Origin of the sequence: Parabacteroides sp. AM58-2XD, from assembly GCF_003463685.1 — a bacterium.
Classification (GTDB): Bacteria; Bacteroidota; Bacteroidia; order Bacteroidales; family Tannerellaceae; genus Parabacteroides; species Parabacteroides segnis.
In genome coordinates this window covers 20,734-43,254 of record NZ_QSDP01000052.1, presented here as the reverse complement: position 1 = coordinate 43,254, position 22,521 = coordinate 20,734, and the positions used below count along the sequence as shown (strand labels likewise).

Here is a 22,521-nt window from a genome sequence, read left to right as displayed (position 1 = left end):
AACGTCAGTAACTGTTATTAATAAAACTAGAATACAATGCCCTACTCCTCTATTTTAACAATACAAACGTTCTTTATTAACTTTTTTACACACAAAAAATAATAGAGACTGCATATTATCAGTAACGCACCGACAATATATAGCCTATATTAAGACTTTAGGACACAAAATCTTATCAGTCTATCGTTTCTCCAAATAACGTTGCTGAAGACGCACGGTTAATCCGTACTTTCACAAACTGACCGACTTTATAATTCTTCTTATCGAAAATAACCACCTTGTTCTGGCTGGTACGGCCAAATAACTGTTCACGTGAACGCTTGGAAAATCCTTCGATCAGCACTTCAAACTCTTTACCGATATCACGCTGGTTGCTTTCTTCGGATAACTGATTCTGCAGGTCGATCATTCCCCGCAAACGGCGTACTTTCTCTTCTTCCGATACGGTATCCGGAAGATGCTTGGCTGCATATGTTCCCGGTCGTTCCGAATATTTGAACAGGAAAGCGGCATCATACCTCACTTCACGCATCAGCGAAAGTGTTTCCTGATAGTCTTCTTCCGTCTCCGAATGGAAACCGCAAAACAGGTCGGTAGCAATAGATGCTTCCGGCACGATGCGACGGATAGCAGCGATACGGTCCAGATACCATTCACGGGTATATTTACGGTTCATCACTTTCAGAATCTTCGAACTGCCGGATTGGGCAGGAAGATGGATATACTTACATATATTATTATGGGCGGCAATCACACGAAGCGTATCGTCGCTCATATCTTTCGGATGGGAGGTCACAAAACGGATACGCATATTCGGAGCTTCCAGCGCAACCCGCTCCAGTAACATCGGGAATGTTACAGTTTCACCATCTTTTTCAAAAGCATATGAGTTGACATTCTGCCCCAGCAGGGTGGCCTCTTTAAAACCTTTATCGCGCATATCCCGGATCTCATTCAGGATACTTTCCACATCCCGGCTACGTTCCCGGCCACGGGTATAGGGCACGATGCAATAGGTACAGAAATTATTACATCCGCGCATGATCGACACAAAACCGGAGATATGCACGCCACCCAGCTTCAGCGGCATTACATCTTTGTAGGTCTCCTGTGTGGAAAGTTCCACATTGATCGCCTTTTCCCCATGCTCGACAGCTCCGACCAGATTCGGCAGATCCATATAAGAATCCGGCCCGACCACGAGGTCTGCATGATGCACATTGATCAACTCTTCTTTCACCCGTTCGGCCATACATCCCAGTACGCCGACGATCAGCGATTTCTTTTTGCGTTTCAGCGACTGGAAATACTGTAGTCGCCCGTAAACCTTCTGTTCCGCATTATCACGCACAGAACAGGTATTTACGAAGACAGCATCAGCGTCTTCAATCTTGTCAGTCAGGGTGTATCCGTCCATTTTCATAATGGAGGCGACCACCTCGCTGTCCGCTACATTCATCTGGCACCCGTAGGTCTCGATGAACAATTTTTTCTCCTCATTTCCGGCTGTAGATTTTAAGTCTACGCCATTTTCCTGATTCGTCATTTCGTTCTTGTTAATAAAATTTAAAATCTTGTATTCTATAAAAATAAACCTCCAAAGGTTTGCACAGTTCAATTCCGAGCACTATATTTGCATACGAAAAACGTAAATTTTTTCATAGTTAAGGTTTTGGTTAAATCGAATAAGGGTGGCTGTGAAGTTACCCTTATTTACTTTTATACCCTTTATAATTCTTATCTCTTTCACTATTCAATAATTCTTCGTACATTTGGAGTGCAAAAATAATCAAAGTTATGGATAACGTAGGCGATTGGATCTATATTGTTTTTCTGATAGTTGCAGCAATAAGCGGTTTATTCAGTTCAAAAAACAAAAAAAAGCACCCGACACAAGTCCTCGGACAGCCCGGACACGATACATACCCGGAGGAAAATACCTCTTCGGGAAAAGGTTTTTGGGAAATTCTAGAGGAGGTAACTACCCCTCAAAAGCCGGAAGCACCAACTGCACCGATCCATAAAAAGAAAAAAAAGACACCTGCCTCAAAACCATTTTTATCCACCGAGCAGGAAATCCAAAAGTCAAAAGTCAGTTCATCCCAACCTATGAACTTCCCCATCGAAGAGGAACATTCCATGCTGGAAGATATAGAGTTCAATAATGCCGAAGAGTTAAGAAAAGCAGTTATTTATTCAGAAATACTCAACCGCAAGTACTGATCTATATTCTTTTTTAATACCTTTGCAGCCGTTTAGCTGACTAACAAGTATTTATCTAATATAAAAACAGTATAATATCATGGCTTTAAAATTCATTACAGCTGAAGAAGCTGCTTCGTTCGTACATCACGACGATAACGTAGGATTCAGTGGTTTTACCCCTGCCGGATGTCCGAAAGTTGTTCCGGGAGCCATTGCTAAAAAAGCGATGGAGGAACATGAAAAAGGTAATCCTTTCCAGATCGGTATGTTTACCGGTGCTTCTACCGGAGACAAGCTGGACGGTGAACTGGCTCGTGCCAATGCAATCAAATTCCGTACTCCATACCAATCAAATAAGGATCTGCGCGCTTTGCTGAATTCTCACGGGGCACAATATTTCGATATGCACCTGTCTGAACTGGCACAAGACCTGCGTTACGGTTTCCTGGGAAAAATCGACGTTGCCATCGTTGAAGCTGCTGATGTAACCGAAGATGGTGAAATCGTTCCGACGAGCGGTGTAGGTATCCTTCCGACTATCTGCCGGATGGCTGACCGCATCATCATTGAATTGAACAGCCGCCACCCGAAGGAAATACGCGGTATGCATGATATTTATGAACCGGCTGATCCTCCTTACCGTCGTGAAATCCCTATTTATACTCCTTCCGACCGTATCGGTACTCCTTATGTGAAGGTTGATCCGGCTAAGATCGTCGGTATCGTTAAGACAGAAGAGCCGAACGAAGGCGGTAAATTCTCTCCGCTGGACGATGTCACAATGGCAATCGGTAAAAATGTTGCCGACTTCCTGGTAAGTGAAATCGAAGCCGGCCGTCTGCCGAAAGAATTCGTTCCGTTACAGAGTGGTGTAGGTAATGTTGCCAACGCTGTTTTGGGTTGCATGGGAGCCAACAAAAATATCCCTGCGTTCAATGTATATACTGAAGTTATCCAAGATGCGGTAATCAGCCTGATGAAAGAAGGCCGCGTTAAATTTGCCAGTGGTTGCTCATTATCTGTAAGTAATGAAGTAATTCGCGAAATCTATGCAAATCTTGATTTCTTCAAGGATAAGATCCTTCTTCGTCCGCAGGAAATTTCCAACAATCCGGAAGTTGCCCGCCGCTTAGGCCTGATCGCTATCAACACAGCATTGGAAGCTGACATCTTCGGAAATATCAATTCTACTCATGTATCAGGAACAAGAATGATGAACGGTATCGGTGGTTCGGGCGACTTTACCCGTTCAGCGATGTTGTCTATCTTCACTACTCCTTCTACAGCGAAAGAGGGAAAGATCAGCGCTTTCGTTCCGATGGTATCTCACCTGGATCACAGCGAACACTCAGTGAAGATCATCATCACCGAATACGGTGTAGCCGACCTGCGCGGTAAATCTCCGATCGAACGTGCCAACTGTATCATCGACAATTGCGTTCACCCGGATTACAAACCTCTGTTAAGAGAATATCTGGCAATGGGCGTAAAAGGCCATACTCCGCAAAACCTGAAATGCTGCTTCGCATTCCACGAAGAACTGGCTGCTAGCGGCGATATGCACAATGTAGACTGGAGCAAGTATAATAAGTAATTGCGACTTTTTATATCATATGAAGTCCCGAAGTGCCAAAACACTTCGGGACTTTTTTGTTCAAATCGATGAGAGACTCAAATCTCTTTAAAACGAGTAAAAATTCGTTTTAAACAAGGTTACAGTCCGCTTTAAATGAAAAAAATCTTGTTTTAAACGAAGTTACTGCCCGTTTTAAACGAGTTTTTAAAGATTGTAACTCCAATATATTACATACGTCTCAGCCACAAAGAGAAGAAACGGTCATAAACCATATAAAAAGCCCCTTCTTTGGTTACAAAATCCTTTTCCAACAAACCTTTTAAAGCAGATTGAACCGAACTGCTCGATGGTAAACTGTATTTATGGATAAATTTCCCGGAAGTCAATGCGGTCGCTTTTCCCTCCTTACAGATTGCAATCAGTAATTCTTTTTGCTTTTCCGGTAACTGATAGAGCAATTCCGAATAGGTAAACGAATAAGAATCCAGGATAAAATGTACGGCTTGTTCAATCATCTCCTTATTACAAACCTCACCGGGGGGAGTTACAGCAAAAAGGATATTCAATATTTTCTGAAGATACCAGGTAATTCCTTCAAAACGATCATACAAAGAAGCTACAACCTCCTCATCTATATCCTTTTGAGCCATTCTGAAATGATGCCGGGCAAATTCGATATATTTTTGCTTATCAATAGCTGCCAAATGAAGAATCGACACACTCTGATAAAAAGGACGGGCCGGGCTGATAAACATTTCTCCCATCAGATGACGCTGAGAACCGGCAAACACAAAGCGGGCATTAGGACAATGCTGAATATAGGTACGGAGCAATGCTTCCGTATTCTTTTCCGGATATTGAGCGACTTGCTGAAACTCATCGATAGCAACAATACAAGGTTTGTCTGACAAGGAAAGATAATGAAATATCTCATCCAGCGTCGTCTCCGGTGATTTGACATCTCCCAACTCTATATTCCATTGAGGTATACCGGACATATCAAAGGTAAATCCAGCCTTCAACGAAGTCAGACTATTGATGAACAATTCCCACGCCTTCCGTCCCTTAGGTTTTAAAGCAGTAAGAATAGCTTTTCCCAATTGAAAAACAAACTCGCGGAGTGTCTTCGTTGCATAGATGTCGATAAGAAAAGTATAATAATGATCTTTCACCTCTGCCAATTGAAAACAATGCTGAATCAATCCGGTCTTTCCCATACGGCGGGTAGAAATGATAGCCACATTATTCTCGTTCAACAGCCAGCGAAGCAACTCTTCCGTTTCCTTTTCACGGTCACAGAAATATTCGGGAGCAATATAGCCGCTTGTTACAAATGGATTATTTATCAGAAGCATACAATTATCTTTTTACGCAAAGATAATTATTATCTTATAATAATCATACTTACGTAATCAGCAATTCTTTTTACTCCATCCGGGAGAAAATAAAATTCCTTCCGAAAGAAAACCGAATTTCTCTCGGAAGGAATCTTTTATATCAGTAAGACTAACGAGTCTTTATCCGGTATTTATCAGGGTTGTTTTCCGATATAAGCAAGGATACCACCGTCTACATATAATACATGTCCGTTTACGAAGTCGGAAGCATCGGAAGCCAGGAACACAGCCGGTCCCATCAGATCTTCCGGAGTTCCCCAACGGGCTGCCGGAGTCTTCGCGATGATGAAAGAATCGAACGGATGGCGTGAGCCGTCCGGCTGAGTTTCACGAAGCGGGGCCGTTTGCGGAGTTGCGATATAACCCGGGCCGATACCGTTACACTGGATGTTATATTGACCATATTCGGATGCGATATTACGTGTCAGCATCTTCAAACCGCCTTTTGCAGCCGCATAAGCAGAAACCGTTTCGCGTCCCAGTTCGCTCATCATCGAACAGATGTTGATGATTTTTCCGTGACCTTTCTTTATCATAGAAGGGATAACGGCTTTAGAAACGATAAACGGAGCGTTCAGGTCCACATCGATTACCTGACGGAATTCGGCAGCACTCATTTCGTGCATCGGAATACGTTTGATGATACCGGCATTGTTTACCAGGATGTCGATAACGCCTACTTCTTTCTCGATCTGGGCAACCATTGCATTTACCTGCTCTTCGCTAGTCACGTCGCAAACATACCCTTTTGCTTCGATTCCTTCCGCCTTGTAAGCAGCTATACCTTTATCCACCAGTTCCTGTTTGATATCGTTGAAAACGACCTTTGCACCAGCCTGAGCAAAAGCAGTAGCCAACGCAAAACCAATTCCGTAAGAAGCACCTGTTACAAGTGCGACTTTACCTTCTAATGAAAAATTTACCATGTTAGTATTTGTTTATTTTAAGTCCGTAATTTTAGAGAAATCCTGATCGCCATAGTCCAGGTTTTCGCCGCCCATACCCCAGATAAAGGTATAGTTGTGCGTAGCAGCTGCACTGTGGATAGACCATTCGGGAGACAAAACAGCCTGGTCGCCCTTCATCCAGATATGGCGGGTTTCATCCACCTCACCCATAAAATGGCAGATGGCCTGGTCTTCCGGAATATCGAAATAGAAATATGCTTCCATACGACGGCTGTGAACATGTGCCGGCATTGTATTCCATACGCTACCCGGTTTCAGCTCGGTCATACCCATCTGCAACTGGCAGGTAGGCAATACCTGATTCACGATCATCTTATTGATGTTACGGTCGTTCGACATTTCCAGTGAACCCATAGCGGCAACAACGGCATCCGCTTTCGTCACTTTCTTATCCGGATAATTACGATGAGCCGTAGTCGAGTTGAAATAGAACTTAGCCGGATTCTTTACATCCTTGCTTTCAAAAGTCACTTCACGATCTCCCGAACCCAGGTAAAGAGCTTCCTTAAAATCGAGCTCGAAAGTGGCATCGCCGGCTTTTACAATACCGGGACCACCCACATTGAAAATACCCATTTCACGGCGTGTCAGGAAATAAGGAGCTTTCAACGGATCAATCGCTTCCAGTTGCAACACTTCGCCGGCAGGCATGGCGCCGCCAACAATCATACGGTCGTACATGGAATAAACCATGTTCACTTCATTCGGCGCGAAAACTGTTTCGATCAGGAAATCCCGACGAATACGTTTCGTATCATATTGCTTGGCATCTTCCGGATGCGCAGCATAACGCAATTCATAATTTGTTTTCATATTCTTATCTGTATTTAATTCTCATTTTTCAATTCTTCATTTTCAATTACTTAAGCGCATGATCTGCCTTTACATCGCTTTCACCCTTCCAGGCACGCAAATTCGTCCATTCGGTGTAAGGGGCCGACCAATATTCGTCGGTAGCCGGCAATCCTAAAGACAGCAAACCTACGGCACACAGATAAACACTCCCTGTGTTAATATAAGACTCTGACATATCGATTTGTTCACCGGTGAAACCAACACGCAACCAACCGTTTGCATCAAAGTTCTTCGGTGATTTCATCTGGTTACGGATAACAGCCGTCATAGCACAGCGTACCTGAGCCGGTTTCACTCTTTCCGGAAGCACGTGCATCAGGCTGGCCTGTGCCAATGCATGGAATGCGCCAAAACGATACACGATAGAACGGCCTACTACAGGGAAGGTTCCTTCCGGTGAGATAAAACGTTCCAACTGTTCGGCATAACGGGTTAAACGCGGCAATTGCACATCGAGAAAGTCCGCCCCTTCCAGGTTATGCTTTTTCATCGTCAGCAAAACATCTGTCAGCATCGGATGGATAACAAAACTGTTATAATAATCCATGTGGAAAGCAGGACCGTCACCATACAGCGCATCTCCTTTATACCATTCGTCACGGAACTTCTTGACACCATACGTCAGGCGGTCCATATCGCATTCGCCGGTAAACTCCAGCAAAGCGGCCTCGACCATAGAAGCAAACAACAGCCAGTTGTTTTCCCAAGGCTTAATGGCACGGCTACGTTTAAATTCCGTAATCATCCATTCCTTAGCCTGCGGATCCAGGTTATCCCACAGCTGGGTTCTGGCACGCAACAATCCCTGAGCCAGGAAAGCGGCATCCACCAACGGCTGATACGGTTTTCCAAAGACCAGATAATCGGGAGAATCCGGGTTTACGGCATTCTTCAGACCTTTCACTGTCAGTTTGATATATTTATCACGCAGTTGTCCTTCGGGCGTATTGTCCGGACCCAGTTCCAGCCAGGGGGCAATACCGCATACCAGACGGCCTACCGCTTCCAAGTGCGAGAAGTCACTTCTGTCTTTCGATAAAGACTCGTAAGGCATATTTTTTTTCAACGTATTGTTGCTCAGGTTTGTCAATACCGGGTCAGCGATACGTGTCAATGTTTCTACCCAGAAGGCACGGTCCTGGGTACCGTTTTGCTGCGCTTTTCCTGCGAAAGAGATGCAGAGGCAGCAAACCAAAATAGCGGTTGTTTTCAGAAGATTTGTCATAATGGCATTATTTTTCAGTCAGTTTCTTTAAACGCATCAATGCTTCCACATAATAATAGTCAGCATAACTCAACGGAACATCCACTTCGCTGTTTCCGGGGAAATGGCCGGTAGAATGCATCAAAGCAAAATTACAGTTCGTCCCTTTCGCAGCCAGATATTCGGGAGTTGTCAGAGAACGAACCTGCTGTTCTGCAAAATCGAGGTAGCTTTTTGCTTCTTCGCTCTTATCCAGTTGGCTCAGTTCAATCAGTGCAGAAGCCATAATAGCCGCGGCAGAAGCATCTCTCGGCACATTCGGGATACCCGGAGCATCAAAATCCCAATACGGAACCTTGTCTGCCGGCATATTCGGATTGTTCATGATAAATGCCGCAATATGTTTAGCTTGATTCAGATATTCAGGTTTGCCGGTTTCGCGATACATCATGGTGAAACCATACAACGCCCAGGCCTGTCCACGAGCCCATGCTGATTCGTCGGCAGCTCCCTGATGGGTTTGTTTCTTATGAGGAACACCGGTTATCGTATCGTATGAAACCACATGATAACAGCTATAATCGTCACGGAAATGATTATTCATTGTCTTGTCGGCATGAGAAACAGCCATTTTATAAAAACGGTCGTCACCGGATGCTTTGGAAGCCCAACTGAAAAACTCCAGATTCATCATATTATCAATAATAACCGGGAACTGCCAGATTTTTTTATTGAAGTCCCAGGAACGGATAGCTCCCACCCGCTCGTCAAAACGAGTCGCCAGCGAATTGGCACCGGTCAGCATCACCTCTTTATATTCCGGTTTGCCGGTCAGGCGATAACCGTTTCCATAACTGCAATATAGCATGAAACCGACATCGTGGCTGTAAGTGATATTCTTCACTTCTTCCACACGGTCCGTAAACATTTCGGCATATTTCTTTAATTCCGGAGTCGGATTGTTTTCGTACAGATACCATAATTCGCCGGGAAAGAAACCACTACACCACCAGGAATAGTCGCTGGTTGCCAGTTTCCCTTCTTTATTAATTGTCTTAGGAAGACGGCCTTCTTGGTTCTCCAAGTCTTTAGCCATCAGAAGAGCCTGTTCGGTTGAGACCTTCAAACCACGGTCGATTACATCTGCGATAGGTTCCTGTTTGGGTTGCGATTCACAGGCAGACAAAAGCAATGTGATCGCAAACACGCCATACGAGAATAATTTGTTCATGATAAAAATTAATTATTAAGTTTTTAAGTTTGTGACAAATATACAATTTAAATTCTAAAAACAAATCCGAATTCTACAATTTAATGCAATTCAGAGGACTGCCTAATGACAATACGTACTTTACTTGTTTATATGATAAAAACAAAGGGGGCAAATCTTCATTTCCTTAGTCCATAATTATTATAATTTCCATTCGAGACAATTACAGGAGTAATCTTTTTTCCTTCATCCCCAGTGTAGAGCAAAGCAGTTCCGCCTTTTTCAAGATAAAGGCGGACTCTTCTTTCATCAAGTCTTTTGTATTTAACGCCTTTCACTGTAAAAGGAGCATCAAAATTATGCTCTACAATACAAGGCTCACCTGCCAAGCTATGAATATTAATCCAATCTGTTGTACCATTTTTCCGTCCGGCAGAAACCAGGAAACCACCTTCCGCACGTAACTGATAGAAGACAGCCTCCCGCCAACTGCCACTAACTCCAGGAAATATACGTATTTTATTTCCCCAACTCTGAAACAGCATATCCTGAAGCATACGGCTCAAACCGCCATACGTTTCCGAACAAGGATTCTTACCCTCGGAATGTGTAAAATTGGCAGACAAATTAGAGGTATTCAAAGCCAGCTCCAAATGTTTTAAAGCCTCTTCCCCTTTCTGCTGATATGAGTACATGGAACTTATAACCGCTTGCGTCCAAGTATTAGGGATAGAAGGACTTCCCCAATGTTGCAACGAACGCATAATGATCGAACGATTTTCCGGTTGATCGTAATTAATCAACGCATATGGATAAATTTGGAAAAGATGGCACCAATGACGATGACCGAGCGGCGCTTTATGATGGGCCGATGCCATATACCCATTTTCATCAGTCGGATACGGGACCAACTTCTTTAAAACACGTTTCCACTCAGTCCGCTGCTCATCACCGATATGCAAACGATCGTCAATCGCCAACAAGGTCGTACAGGCCCAACGAAGTGAAGACAGGTCATAATTCGTATCCGTATCATAAATAGCTTCAGGAGAATGGCTTTCAGGGATATGGATCACCCCGCTCTCATCTATAGTGACGACATTGAACAGGAAATTGGCAGCACGTTTCAACAGCGGAAAAAACTGTTCTTCCAGATACCGGTCATCCATTAATACGCGATAATGTTCCCACATGTAATACATCAGATAAATTAGGTTCGAACGTTCGGGATATTCGGCATTCGGCCACTCAAAGACAGGCTCTATCTGATCCTTTCCCGTACAACGGACCAACCCCGCCGCGTTATGCCTCCATTGTTGTGGTATGCTATTGATCAAATTTTCTTCATTTGCATAAATAAAATCATGCAAAGTTGAAGCAAGTTCTATCTGGTTAGAGATATGCAAAGAACTGAACAACATCTGTGTATTCAGATTAAACCATATCCCGGGCCATGTTGTCGATTTATACCAAGGCCCCATCAGATCACACAAGGGAGCTCCTTTACGCATCATGGAAGCCAGCTTATATTGCAATCCCCAATACAAAGACTCCATTTGGGGATGGGGGATGGAGACGAAACTTGCCGTATAATAGTTATTCCACCAGTCGGCGTGTGCTTTTCTTTCTTGCGCCATAACATGTTCCGAGACAGAAGAATCAATCAGATCCACCGCCTTGTTTATTGCCGAATGATCCGGGTAGCTATCTTGAATGGTAATCAACAAGCGTTTTCGTCCTTCCGGCAATTTTATCTCTTTCCATGCAGTGACATAACAACCACCGGCATCCCTGTTTTGAATAGCGACGTTCACGTTGTTTATCACTTTCATTTCGGCAGCCGGATTCAAATGGGAGGTTCCCTTCATCGGAAGCCGCGGCACCACAGACATGGCCGGACGAAAGACCCAATACCCGTCCGCATCTGCTGGAGAATCATATTCAAGGACAATCACGTCCCTGTTTCGTAAAACTTTCAGATCCAGTTGCAAAGACTGTTTCTTTTTTGTACGCAAATCGAAACGAGCCTGTGCATTATACAAATCCAACCGTCCTGTCGCCCGGTCAATCGGATAAGTCGAGGCAAACTCAAAATATCCTACCGGAAGCCGTCCGTTATCCACAATGCTACGGGCCTCCGTATTCCGCCGTTCCACCACTTCCGTGCTTCCCACATCCAAACGCAAAGCCTCCCCTTCGGGCATATACAACATGGCACCTAATAATCCATTACCGACAAAAGGAGCATCAAAATAACTGCGCGGTGTCTTTTCCCAGACCAAATCATGACGGGACAGAAAATCTTTCCAATCCACCCGGTTCTCCACCCCATACAACAAACCCGAATCGTTCCCTTTGCACAGAGTGGATAAACAACAAACGAATAGGGATATAAGTATGCTTTTCTTATTCATATATCATTTTTCTTTATATACATCCGATCATATTCCCAGCGGAACTTCCGATAGGTCGTTGCAAACCTGCGGCAAGCTTTCGGGAATTCCGAAAACTTGCCGCAAGGGATACAACCAGGTTATTTATTCTGTTTTTTGTCAAAAAAATTGCCGGTTTCTTTAATTTCTTTATCTTTTGACCTCAGAAGCTGTTGTAAATGCACAACGATTTCCGGGTTCTGCTCCGACAAATCGTATTTCTCAGAAGGATCCCGTTCCAAATCGAACAACAAGGGCAATTTCCCTCTGAAATAATCAGCTCCCGTTTGCGAAAATGTCTTTACATGCAATTTCCACTTACCTTCCCTCACGGCATAAAGACGGTGTCCTTGTCCGAAATAAAAATAGGGTGTATCCTCTTTTTTTTTTGCATCTGCATAACCCAAATAGGAAGCAATGTTTTTCCCATCTGTCACATGATTTTCTGATAACCGGTATCCTCCCAGCCAAAGATTTGTTGCATATACGTCCATGGCCGTCACGAGTTCATCATTTACCTGGGGAGCGATTTGACCAGGGCAGTAAGCTATGCAAGGGACACGGATGCCACCTTCCCACGTGCTGCTTTTCCCGTCACAGAACAATCCGGCAGAACCACCTTCTTCTTTCATGATGATCCAAGGGCCGTTATCGCTGATAAACCACACGATTGTGTTCTTTTCCAGTTTCTCTTTCTTTAGTGTAGCCAATATCTCACCTACATACCAATCTATTTCTTCCACAACATCCCCATATGCGCCCCGTTTGGATTTCCCGGCAAAACGCGGGCCGGGATGAAGCGGAACGTGAGGCATAGCATAGGGCAGATAGACAAAAAACTTTTCCTTCTTATTCTTCTTGATAAAAGAAATCGCTTTCTGCGTATATAACTCCGTCAACTTAGATTGGTCAGGGTTCATTTCCAACGTGTCATTTCCATTAAGCAAAGCGATATCCTGCCATTTAGGCGGTATCATATCATTGCTATATGGAAAACCGACATATTCATCAAAACCGTTTTGAAGAGGCAAATACTCTCTTTTTGTGGAACCTAAATGCCATTTTCCGTATATAGCAGTTTTATATCCTTTACTTTTCAAAGCCTCAGCCTGAGTTATTTCATCGGGGTGAATCCCTCGCTCGGACTTAGGCCCCAAGACCCACTCAAAACCGGAACGGGGCGGATATTTCCCGGTCATCATGGCATATCGGCTTGCCGTAGAAGCTGGCGAAGCACTGTAATAATTGGAGAAACGCATACCGTTCAATGCCATACGGTCTAAATTAGGTGTTTGGATATTCGGATGACCGGTTACCCCCAAATCGCCATACCTTAAATCATCGCAATAAATTAAAATGATATTGGGTTGCCTGCTCGTGTTTTCCGTTTCTGCGGCAAGTTGCTGCAAGGGGAATAAAGAGAGGCAACATAAAACCGGAATTTGTTTTTTCTGTTGCATGATCGATTACTTTTTTACTAATGGTATATGTATATTGAATGAACTTCCGTCTTTCTTCGGATTAACGTCATCGATGGAGCAGGCGGCAAACAGTACCTGCGGATCGTCGTTTTCGTCTAAAAAAAGTTGCGGACGTTCCAGACGGTGTACATCCAGCGTGTCGCCCGACAGTAGTATCAATTCTTTTTTCATAAACAAAGAGTTTTCCGGCAATTTCCAATCTATGCCATCTTCCGAATACATAATGGCCAAACAAGGACCGGCCTTGGTGAAATGTCCCGTAAAATCTTTAAAAACCGCATAAAAAAGTTTGTCCTTCTTGTTATACCACACATAGGGATCTTCTGCCGAAAGTTTCTGCCCGTCATCCAACGACAAATCAAATACCGGGACATCTAACGAGACAAAAGGTCCGGTCGGTGAATCTCCGACAGCAACGCCATGTACTCCCCGCCAATGAGGATCATACATATTTCCTTTGAAGTAAAGCAAGTATTTTCCGTCGGAAGGTCGGTAAACCACAGCGGGGTTCACCACAATAATATTATCCGGTTTGGCAACGGTCCCTTCCGGAGACGGAGACACGATATCATCCGGCTTGACCCGTGTACGGGGAGACAACAAAGGTGTTTCACTTTTCACAAACTTCCCATTTAACAAATCACCAAACGAATCGAATTCAATCACTCCGATCTGTTGCATCTGTTGAATACGGCTTCGGCGATCCAACTTCCCCGTTTTTGATTTAACCGGTACATCTCCCGGATCTTTACTGCCTACATAATAAAGATAGTATTTATTACCGAAACGACGAAGATGCGGGTTTACCAAGGTCTGTGCATCCCAGGAAGAGGCATCAGGCGCATAACCGTCCCGATTCAAGAAAAAGCCTAACTGTTTAAAACCTCCATCAGGCCGGTCAGAGACAGCCAATCCTAATTTGGAGCCTAACACCCAGGCATTTCCAAAAGGATACACACCGGCTTCCTGAGCCGAATAAACCATATAATATTTACCATCCTCTTCCGCTTTCAAAACAGATGCTCCCCAAACGAAACAATCTTCAATACCGAATGCTGATGGACCTTTGACAAAGCGGCTATCTCCCTTCTTCACCAATTCGACATTGACCGGCAACGCTTCGTAATTACAAAAAGACATTCCGGATTGCCGGCAACCAGCCAAAAAAGAAAAACAGCCGATAGCAGCCAATTGCATACACTTACTTATCTTCATCGTATAAATTAAATTTTAGGGGCGACATACTGTTTTTCGGCATCCCCCTCACCTTGCCTCAAATCTATTTCAATCACAAAAGGATACTTTCCTTTCGCTTTTCCGTTTATATGGACAAAATATTCCTGCCTGGAGATTTCCTCCGTATCCAATTTTTTCTTGCCATCCAACAAACGAGCTTCAACCAAACGGGTTCCTTTATGCAACTTCACCCGTAAAGCACCATTCACCGGTTTATTAAATACAACCATGTAGACTTTTCCTGTCTTATGGTTCATTGTATAATACCCCCATTTCTGTTCCGGCAGTCCGGCTCCTTCACAATTATAGATGGCCTCCTCGTTTATTTTCATCCACTTCCCGACTTCCCCGGCAATAAACTGTTCTTCTTTCCGGATAGATCCATCCCCTTTAGGACCGAAATTCAACATAAAATTACCACTCAACGAAGTACAAGCCGCAACCATCTCGAGAACTTCATACGGGGTCTTTACATGTCCGCGCCAGTCGGAATGATACCCCCATTGGTTTTCGGGGACAGTCATCACACACTCCCAGTCATTTTCCAATGGCTTTTCGGGCAACTTCCTTTCCCATCCCTGTTCATAGTCGCCCATCATTTTCTTATTGGCATCAAAATGGCGTGCACCGGTTTCATCTGCCCGCAAACGGCTTCCGGAAATAATATAAGGATTGATGGATTGCATCTTTTTTTCCAAATCCCAGGTATATTTTCCCCGTTTTACGACCGACTTATCCCAGGTTCCGTCATACCAAAATCCGATAACCGACGGATAACGGAGCATAAGTTCTTCTATCTGCAATGTCATCCAATTCCAATAACGGTCGAAAGCGATACTGTCCTGTTCGCTTTTGATATCATACCGCCAATCCGGATGATGCCAATCCAAAACAGAATAATAGAAAACGACATCGATACCTTCGGCGTTATAAGCATCTACGAATTCTTTCAACAGGTCTTTCTTGTAAGGCGTGTTTTCAATATCGAAATCGGTGTATTTGCTTGGCCACAAACAAAAACCATCATGAAACTTGGTTGTGACCAGTGCATATTTAGCACCCATCTGCTTTGCTGTTCGGGCCCATTCTTTTGCATCAAACCGCTGTGGATTAAAATTTGCCCGCAATGAATCATAGGCTTCATTACTTATCTTGGCACTGGATTTTATCCACTCAGCCGCACCTCCGTAATATTTTCCGTTCCAATGTCCTCCCGGAACCGAAAACAACCCAAAAGTCACAAATTGTCCGAAACGATTATCACGCCACTTCTGCATAGCCGAGTCGGTACGTTTACCTTCACGTTGTGCACCATATTTTAATGGCACTTGTGCAAACAACAAATTACAGAACAATAACAATCCTGCAATTACAATCAGTTTATTTGATTTGCTTTCCATATTTATAATTCAATTACTATTTACGACTATAATAAAAGATATACATATAAGCACACAAAGGCACGAACATAGCATAAGCGACATTACTTATCTCCATGATAAATCCCATTAAAGGAGTAAGAAGTGCGCCTCCTAAAATAGCCATCACCAAAATCGATCCGCCAATCTTGGTATGTTCTCCCAGCCCTTTGACACTGACAGAAAATAGGGTCGGATACATCACTGACATAAAGAAGCTGGTCAACAACAAACACCACATCCCGAAAACATCTGTAAATACAATACAAGCCCCAACTAGTATGATATTTGCAAAACTATATATTTTCATCAACACAGCCGGAGAAATCCGTTTCATAAACCAGGTTGCAGACAAACGTCCTAAAGCGAAAGCCATTAATGTACCAGACAGCATATAGCCCGCCATTTTTTCATCTACACCGGCGTATTCCTGCACATAAAAAATAAAATAGCTCCATGTCCCGACCTGGGCTCCCACATACAAAAATAAGGCTAATACACCTTTCATAAAAGCTCTGTCCTTTATTAAAAAAGAAACAGAATGCTTAACCTGTATTTTCTGCTTAACCTCTTCCTTCTTTTTCAACGGAAAATGAATCCTAGATGCTAAAAGCGCCCATAAACAAGCCAGTACAGCCAAACACAAATACGGTCTGACAACCCGCAAAGTCTCCTCTTGCAAATAATTGGCATATACACCCGTATTTTTCATGTTTTCAATCATGGCTTGATCAATATCTGTACCGGAAAATACAAATACCGTCCCTATAAGTACTCCTAAAATAGAACCGATCGGATTAAACGCTTGCGAAAGATTCAAACGCCTTTCCGCAGTCTGTTCATCTCCTAGTTCCACGATAAACGGATTGGCTCCCGTCTCCAAAAACGTCAGTCCGGAAGCAATAATAAACAAACTGAATAAAAAAAACGAATAAGAACCTAACAAGGCAGCGGGCCAAAACAGCAAACAACCCAAAGCAAATAATAAAAGTCCGCTTATCAACCCCGCTTTGTAACTATACTTCCGCATCACCATGGCAGATGGCAATGCAAAAACAAAATAACCTATATAAAATACAGATTGCACCAAGCTTGCCTGGAAAATAGACAATTCAAACGATTTCATGAACTGCTTGATCAATATCCCATTCAAATTATTAGGAATTCCCCATAAAAAGAAGAGGAACGTAACCCATATAAAGGTAGATTTATAAAAAGGATTAACCAAAGTATACCGTGTATTCATTTTACTTTTTATTTAAGCCAGAGGCTGTTACTTGTTTTATCGAAGAAGCCGACCGCTTCGCCTCCAATAATAATTCTTCCATTTCTCCTCTCAATAATAATTCCGTGTCTTTCAAACTCCATCGAACGCCCAAACGATTGTATTTATCATTACACAAATTATTAAACGCACAAAGCTCCCATTTATCTACATCTTCCGACAAGTAGGCATTGATAAATGTACCAATGGCAGTAATGTTTTCCAAAGAAGCCGTCATCCCGGGTATTAAAGGAGTACGAATCCAAATCCGGACAAGCAATTGGTTGGAATGAATATAATCGACCATACGGAGTATGTTCTCATGGATCATCCGGTTGTCTGCTCCGGTAAATTCAATATGTTTGGCAGCATCCATCTCTTTCAGGTCATACAATATCAAGTCCATGTAAGGCAATAATTGTTTGTAACTTTCCCAAGGAGCCAACCCGCATGTATCCAAAGCCAAATGAATATTCCTATTCTTTAACCGTCGTGACAATTGAACGATAAACTCCGATTGAAGGACGGGCTCGCCACCGGAGAAAGTAACTCCTCCCGACATCGACCGAATCAATTTTTCATCTTTCAGTATCAGTTCTTCCAACGCCTCCAGCGAATACGTTTTTCCCGTAACCTTCAATGCCTGGGACGGACATTGCCGCGCACAAGCAAAACATTGGACACATTGTTTCTTATCAACCAAATAATCCCGTCCCAGGGAAAAATCAATGGCTCCACTACTACAATGCTCTTTACATGTACGGCATCCGATACAAAGACGACGATCCCACTCCAACTCCGGTACATTCCGGATTGTCTCCGGATTATGACACCACCTGCATTTTAGAGAACAACCTTTAAAAAACAAGGTTGTTCTCAATCCAGGTCCGTCATGCGAAGACAAGGACGCCACATGCGTTATCAAAGCCTCACACGACTTATTAAAAATCATATATTCTGGTAATTAACACGTTTGATGAACTCTTCCTGAAACTGCCGGTCCATGAAAACAAAATGAGCGGAATATCCGGTTACTTTCACAACAATACCTTTATATTCTTCCTTATCCGGATGATGCATCGCATCTTCCAATGTGGCCAAATCTACCACATTCAAATTTATCTGCACACCTCCCCGGTCAAAGAAATGATTGGCAAAAGCACTTACAAACTTTCCTCTCGGTTGCCCTTCCGGGAAAAAGCTCGGATGTAATTCGATCTGGAAAGATCCGCCTTGATATTCTACATAATTGAGCTTGGTAAACGAACGCATAGTAGGGAGTATACCTCCTTTATTCCTACCATGCATCGGGTTCATGCCGTGCGCCAAAGGTTCGTCTGCCTTCCTACCATCGGGTGTCGCCCCCAGCATAGGACCGGCATACGTGTGTCCCATGAACTGGAACAACGACGGACGGAAATGGAATCCTTTTATATTATGCTTTTCCTCCAACATGCTGCGTATCAGGGTACATACTTCCACTGTAAAATTATCTACCGCGTCGATATCGTTACCGAATTTAGGCTGATTCAAAAATTCCTGACGCATGACCTCTTTATCCACCCAATTATTCTTAAGCGCAGCGTCCAATTCTTGCAGGCTGTATTTCTTCTGCTTGAAGACCAATTCACGAATAGCGAAAAGGCTATCACATAAATTAGGAACTCCCAATACATTGACCGACGTATAATTATTGGCAACTGCCCGTACATCGGTAACATCCCTGCCATTCTCTATAGGACCATGCATACACAAAGAGGTAACGATTTCCGGCCATACTTTGGGTTGCCATTTGTAGGTGTTATTCTTAAAATCAACCAATACATCCATAGTCCGGTCCAGTTCTTTCCGAAAACAGGCCATAAAATCATCCCACTCGAGAGTTACCTTATCCTTTGCATATTCTATAGTCCTAAACATAGGTTGAAGAGGAACCAGTGAATTGGTATCCTGGTCACAATATTCTTTCCCTATCGAACAATACCATTGACATCCGGAATAAGCGATGTTCCATGCATCTTCTTCCTTATAGCCGGAACGCAGTTCGCTGGCCCGTAATACATCATAATTAACCAAAGTCGGAGCACCACAACCATGCCTGCCGACAACATCACAGGCATATTCCCAAAATGCAGGATCGATATCACTATGCCACATAACCCCCAACTGGTTATAACCTCCCAGCATATCATAAGCCTCTACCCCGATCCAACTCAATTCGTTCGTTGCATCTTTCAGGGACTGGTCTCTTCCCCCGAAAGAATAATAATTGCCACCGTATTTCAAATACAACTCAGCGATATATTCCCGGGCCATCTCTTTAGTCAAAATACCATTCCTGACATCCTCCCGGTAAAAATCAATCAATAGCTGATCCATTCGTCCATAGCCGTTACCATGACCGATAATACGTTCGGCTATCTGATAAAAGTTCATCCATTGAAGAGCTTCCAGGAAAGTTGCCGGCGGATTATCTACCAGATTCAAACAATTACCGGCTATTGTTGCATACATCGTTTTAAGTCCCTGATCACTTTCACATTCAGCCAGCTCTTTTGCTTTTACGGCATACCGTTGCACGTAACGGATGATCGACTCGCAAACCAATTCAGCCGCACACAAATACTCATAGCTTTTCCGGTTGTCAAACGCCTTGTATTGTTCTTTATAACGGCATATTTTCTTCAACAAACCGTTCCAGCCCAGTTTCAACCCAATAGATAAGTCCGGACATGTATGAGCCAAACTCATTCCTCCGGCTCCCAGTTTACGAGCTTTGAAGCCCAAATCCTGATTTTCCTGCGGATATTTAAAATAACGGGCTTCATCCAATTGCCAGTAAAATTCACCGGCGATCAGCTCTCCCGGATGAATCACTACCGGGCTATGATCTAAAAAGAAGGCATAATCTTCCGCAAAATTGACCGGATCATACGAAAAGCCGGACACCTTCGAAGGCATTTGTTTTACAAAAGGATAAGGTTCTCCGTTGTCTATACGGCAATTATGATCTCCCAAATTGATGCGTTCATTCGCATCAGCCGCCGTTTCACCGGTAGCCGGACTAAATGCTGCCGCTTTCCCGGACCAATGATAAACCAAAAACTCCGGATTATCGACATAAATGTCCCGTTTATGATTCTGTGCCAAATCTTTGTTTCGTTTGTGCAAACGTTCGATACGTTCGCTCTTTGTAAATGAGGTTGTGTTTTCCATATTAAATACTTTTTTATACTGAGACAAAAATAGTATGCATATTAATTTTGATATTGCACAAAAAAAACATATCATTGCATAATCTTACTCTAAACATGAAAATATGCTATACTTAAATCAGACATACGAGCTATTGACAGGCGGGTATTATTCGGGGAACTCATCGTGGAACAAAAAACACACAGAAATAGACAACTGTTTCAAAATATACCAACTAACAGAAGGAGAAGTGTTTGTTTGCGACAATGATCAAACTTTCAATTTACAGAAAAACAATTTATACTTCATAAACGGGAATAAACTTAACAATCAATATTGTAATTATTCATTTTCAACACATTGGTTGCATTTTATTCCTAAAAGCCTAACAATTTATCAAGGATTGCTATCGCTACCTACAGTCGTTAAACTCCCAACAGAAAAAATAAACTTCCCAGATTTAATGCCTCAATTGGAAAAATTACTTACATCCACCGCTTCTTCAAGTTGGGAATACTCTTTAAACATTCTCCATATTCAAACATTGCTGCAAACAATCACATTGGAATTGTTCACTCAATATCCTATAAATCAACTATCAATATCTGTTGAAACCCAACGAATAGAACCAGCCATGATGTATATGAACCAATACTATAAAGAGGCTATCAAATTAGAACAATTGGCTAGTCAATGCTGTATGTCGCCTAACTACTTTCATAAAGTATTCAAGAATACCTTAAATATGACACCGGCGAATTATCTTACGCTTCTCCGTATGAATGCTGCATTACAATTATTAACCGACAAACGACTGACAATAAAAAACATCGCCTATGAATTAGGATTCACAGACGATGCTCATTTTTGCCGATCGTTTAAGAAATACTACGGTATTTCTCCCGGAGAATACCAAAAGAAACGAAAGGATATCCTTATTTAATAATCGGCTTTCTTTCCATCCAACAAGCTCCGGTCACATAAGATTTCGCAGATATAATAATCGTTTTTCCCGAAATCATGACAGGGGCTTGTGTTATGCGATGGTAAAAATACGACTATACATTTTTTTCATTTCACTAATTGTTTCTCTGATACTCCTCTATCATTTTCCCGACCTCTTTCAATGTCTTCACATCAATATCTCTTATTTTACCGTCATAATCCGGTCCGACATTAATTGAAAATATATTTCCATATTTAACAGCTTCTTTATAATCATTAAATATTTTATCGGCAGAATGACATAAAGTATCATGTTTGGGCAACGAATAAAACCAATCAGCCCCTCCCTTATGCTTGGGAAGTATTGGATAAGTAAATTCTGCTACCAAATACCCTTTATAACTTCCTTCATTTTCCTTATTGTTATGACTGGCATCCGTATCTCCTAATTTACCGGCCTTGCCCCTCTCACGAAGGCAAAGGCGACCTGATGGTTCACCTGTATTATATCCGACAAAGCAATTCGGTTGAAATTGATGGACCCAACGAGTCGTTTCTTCATGCGACAAACCGCCATCACCTACAGCATGGTCAAACCAAATCAGTTCAATCGGGCCGTATTGCGTCAATAATTCCTTTAACTGAGCTTTCTTTACCTCCGGATTAACGCCTCCGGCATCATAATTTCCTCGGCCACCTTTTCCGCGCTTCGCCCCCGGCCAGTTCCAGTCTGCTTCCGAATAATAGATTCCTAACTTGATGCCATACTTGTCACACGATTTGCGCAACATCTTCAACACATCCTTTTTTAACGGAGCATTGGTTACCTTCAGATCCGTGGTCTTCGTATCCCACAAACAAAAGCCATCATGATGTTTAGTCAATACATAAATGTATTTCATTCCGGCTTCTTTAGCCACTCTTGCCCATTGGTCGGTATCACACTTTGTCGCACGGAAAAATTCAGGCGGTAACTCCTGTCCAGTCCATTCTATACCGGAAAATGTACTGAATGACCAGCAGATAAACATTCCAAATTTCATATCCGAAATTTGTTTTGCCCTGACCTCATCCGGTATTTTCTCTTGAATGATCGTCCCCTTTTTCTGAGAGACAACAGATAATGAATGTAAAA

General features: G+C 42.9%; 17 protein-coding genes. 3 read left to right on the top strand and 14 right to left on the bottom strand.

Features of this window, described 5'->3' with window-relative positions:
• Positions 1–175 precede the first annotated feature (175 nt).
• Positions 176–1,546, bottom strand: a complete 1,371-nt coding sequence (miaB, locus tag DXA15_RS13840; protein ID WP_128134417.1) for a tRNA (N6-isopentenyl adenosine(37)-C2)-methylthiotransferase MiaB — start codon at positions 1,544–1,546, stop codon at positions 176–178.
• Between the two features lie 251 nt (positions 1,547–1,797).
• On the opposite strand from miaB, the gene DXA15_RS13835 reads away from it, so the two are divergent.
• Both DXA15_RS13835 and DXA15_RS13830 read left to right on the top strand, forming a co-directional pair.
• Positions 1,798–2,223 (top strand): hypothetical protein, encoded by a 426-nt coding sequence (locus tag DXA15_RS13835; RefSeq protein WP_128134416.1) that lies wholly within the window; start codon positions 1,798–1,800, stop codon positions 2,221–2,223.
• Between the two features lie 79 nt (positions 2,224–2,302).
• The gene (locus tag DXA15_RS13830; protein ID WP_128134415.1) at positions 2,303–3,799 is read left to right on the top strand and encodes an acetyl-CoA hydrolase/transferase family protein; all 1,497 of its coding nucleotides are present in this window, start codon (positions 2,303–2,305) and stop codon (positions 3,797–3,799) included.
• A 209-nt stretch (positions 3,800–4,008) separates the two neighbouring features.
• Here DXA15_RS13830 and DXA15_RS13825 read toward each other — a convergent pair whose 3' ends face one another.
• From DXA15_RS13825 to DXA15_RS13770, 12 genes are all read right to left on the bottom strand, one after another.
• The gene (locus DXA15_RS13825) at positions 4,009–5,136 is read right to left on the bottom strand and encodes an ATP-binding protein (RefSeq protein ID WP_128134414.1); all 1,128 of its coding nucleotides are present in this window, start codon (positions 5,134–5,136) and stop codon (positions 4,009–4,011) included.
• A 176-nt stretch (positions 5,137–5,312) separates the two neighbouring features.
• Positions 5,313–6,104: a gluconate 5-dehydrogenase gene (locus tag DXA15_RS13820; protein WP_009859644.1), complete on the bottom strand. Its 792-nt coding sequence runs from the start codon at positions 6,102–6,104 to the stop codon at positions 5,313–5,315.
• Between the two features lie 12 nt (positions 6,105–6,116).
• On the bottom strand, positions 6,117–6,959 hold the full coding sequence (gene kduI / locus DXA15_RS13815; protein WP_048315773.1) for a 5-dehydro-4-deoxy-D-glucuronate isomerase: 843 nt from the start codon (positions 6,957–6,959) through the stop codon (positions 6,117–6,119).
• A gap of 46 nt (positions 6,960–7,005) precedes the next feature.
• Positions 7,006–8,226, bottom strand: a complete 1,221-nt coding sequence (locus DXA15_RS13810; protein WP_010800597.1) for a DUF2264 domain-containing protein — start codon at positions 8,224–8,226, stop codon at positions 7,006–7,008.
• A 7-nt stretch (positions 8,227–8,233) separates the two neighbouring features.
• Positions 8,234–9,436 carry a glycoside hydrolase family 88 protein gene (locus DXA15_RS13805; RefSeq protein WP_128134413.1) on the bottom strand — a complete coding sequence of 401 codons (1,203 nt, stop codon included), beginning with the start codon at positions 9,434–9,436 and terminating at the stop codon, positions 8,234–8,236.
• 158 nt (positions 9,437–9,594) lie between these two features.
• On the bottom strand, positions 9,595–11,829 hold the full coding sequence (locus tag DXA15_RS13800) for a hypothetical protein (protein WP_128134412.1): 2,235 nt from the start codon (positions 11,827–11,829) through the stop codon (positions 9,595–9,597).
• Positions 11,830–11,948: 119 nt separating this feature from the next.
• Positions 11,949–13,307: a sulfatase gene (locus DXA15_RS13795; protein ID WP_128134411.1), complete on the bottom strand. Its 1,359-nt coding sequence runs from the start codon at positions 13,305–13,307 to the stop codon at positions 11,949–11,951.
• A gap of 6 nt (positions 13,308–13,313) precedes the next feature.
• Complete coding sequence (locus tag DXA15_RS13790; RefSeq protein WP_199676318.1) at positions 13,314–14,543, bottom strand: glycoside hydrolase family protein; 1,230 nt, start codon at positions 14,541–14,543, stop codon at positions 13,314–13,316.
• Between the two features lie 8 nt (positions 14,544–14,551).
• The gene (locus DXA15_RS13785; protein WP_128134410.1) at positions 14,552–15,964 is read right to left on the bottom strand and encodes an alpha-L-fucosidase; all 1,413 of its coding nucleotides are present in this window, start codon (positions 15,962–15,964) and stop codon (positions 14,552–14,554) included.
• A gap of 16 nt (positions 15,965–15,980) precedes the next feature.
• The gene (gene fucP, locus DXA15_RS13780; protein WP_128134409.1) at positions 15,981–17,228 is read right to left on the bottom strand and encodes an L-fucose:H+ symporter permease; all 1,248 of its coding nucleotides are present in this window, start codon (positions 17,226–17,228) and stop codon (positions 15,981–15,983) included.
• Between the two features lies 1 nt (position 17,229).
• On the bottom strand, positions 17,230–18,198 hold the full coding sequence (locus DXA15_RS13775; RefSeq protein ID WP_128134408.1) for a glycyl-radical enzyme activating protein: 969 nt from the start codon (positions 18,196–18,198) through the stop codon (positions 17,230–17,232).
• On the bottom strand, positions 18,195–20,462 hold the full coding sequence (locus DXA15_RS13770) for a pyruvate formate lyase family protein (protein WP_158579665.1): 2,268 nt from the start codon (positions 20,460–20,462) through the stop codon (positions 18,195–18,197). The genes DXA15_RS13775 and DXA15_RS13770 overlap by 4 nt, the downstream gene beginning before the upstream one ends.
• Positions 20,463–20,565: 103 nt before the next feature.
• Between DXA15_RS13770 and DXA15_RS13765 the strand changes: the two genes are divergently transcribed.
• On the top strand, positions 20,566–21,384 hold the full coding sequence (locus tag DXA15_RS13765) for an AraC family transcriptional regulator (RefSeq protein WP_128134406.1): 819 nt from the start codon (positions 20,566–20,568) through the stop codon (positions 21,382–21,384).
• A gap of 136 nt (positions 21,385–21,520) precedes the next feature.
• Here DXA15_RS13765 and DXA15_RS13760 read toward each other — a convergent pair whose 3' ends face one another.
• Positions 21,521–22,429, bottom strand: a complete 909-nt coding sequence (locus DXA15_RS13760; protein WP_158579664.1) for an alpha-L-fucosidase — start codon at positions 22,427–22,429, stop codon at positions 21,521–21,523.
• Positions 22,430–22,521 lie beyond the last annotated feature (92 nt).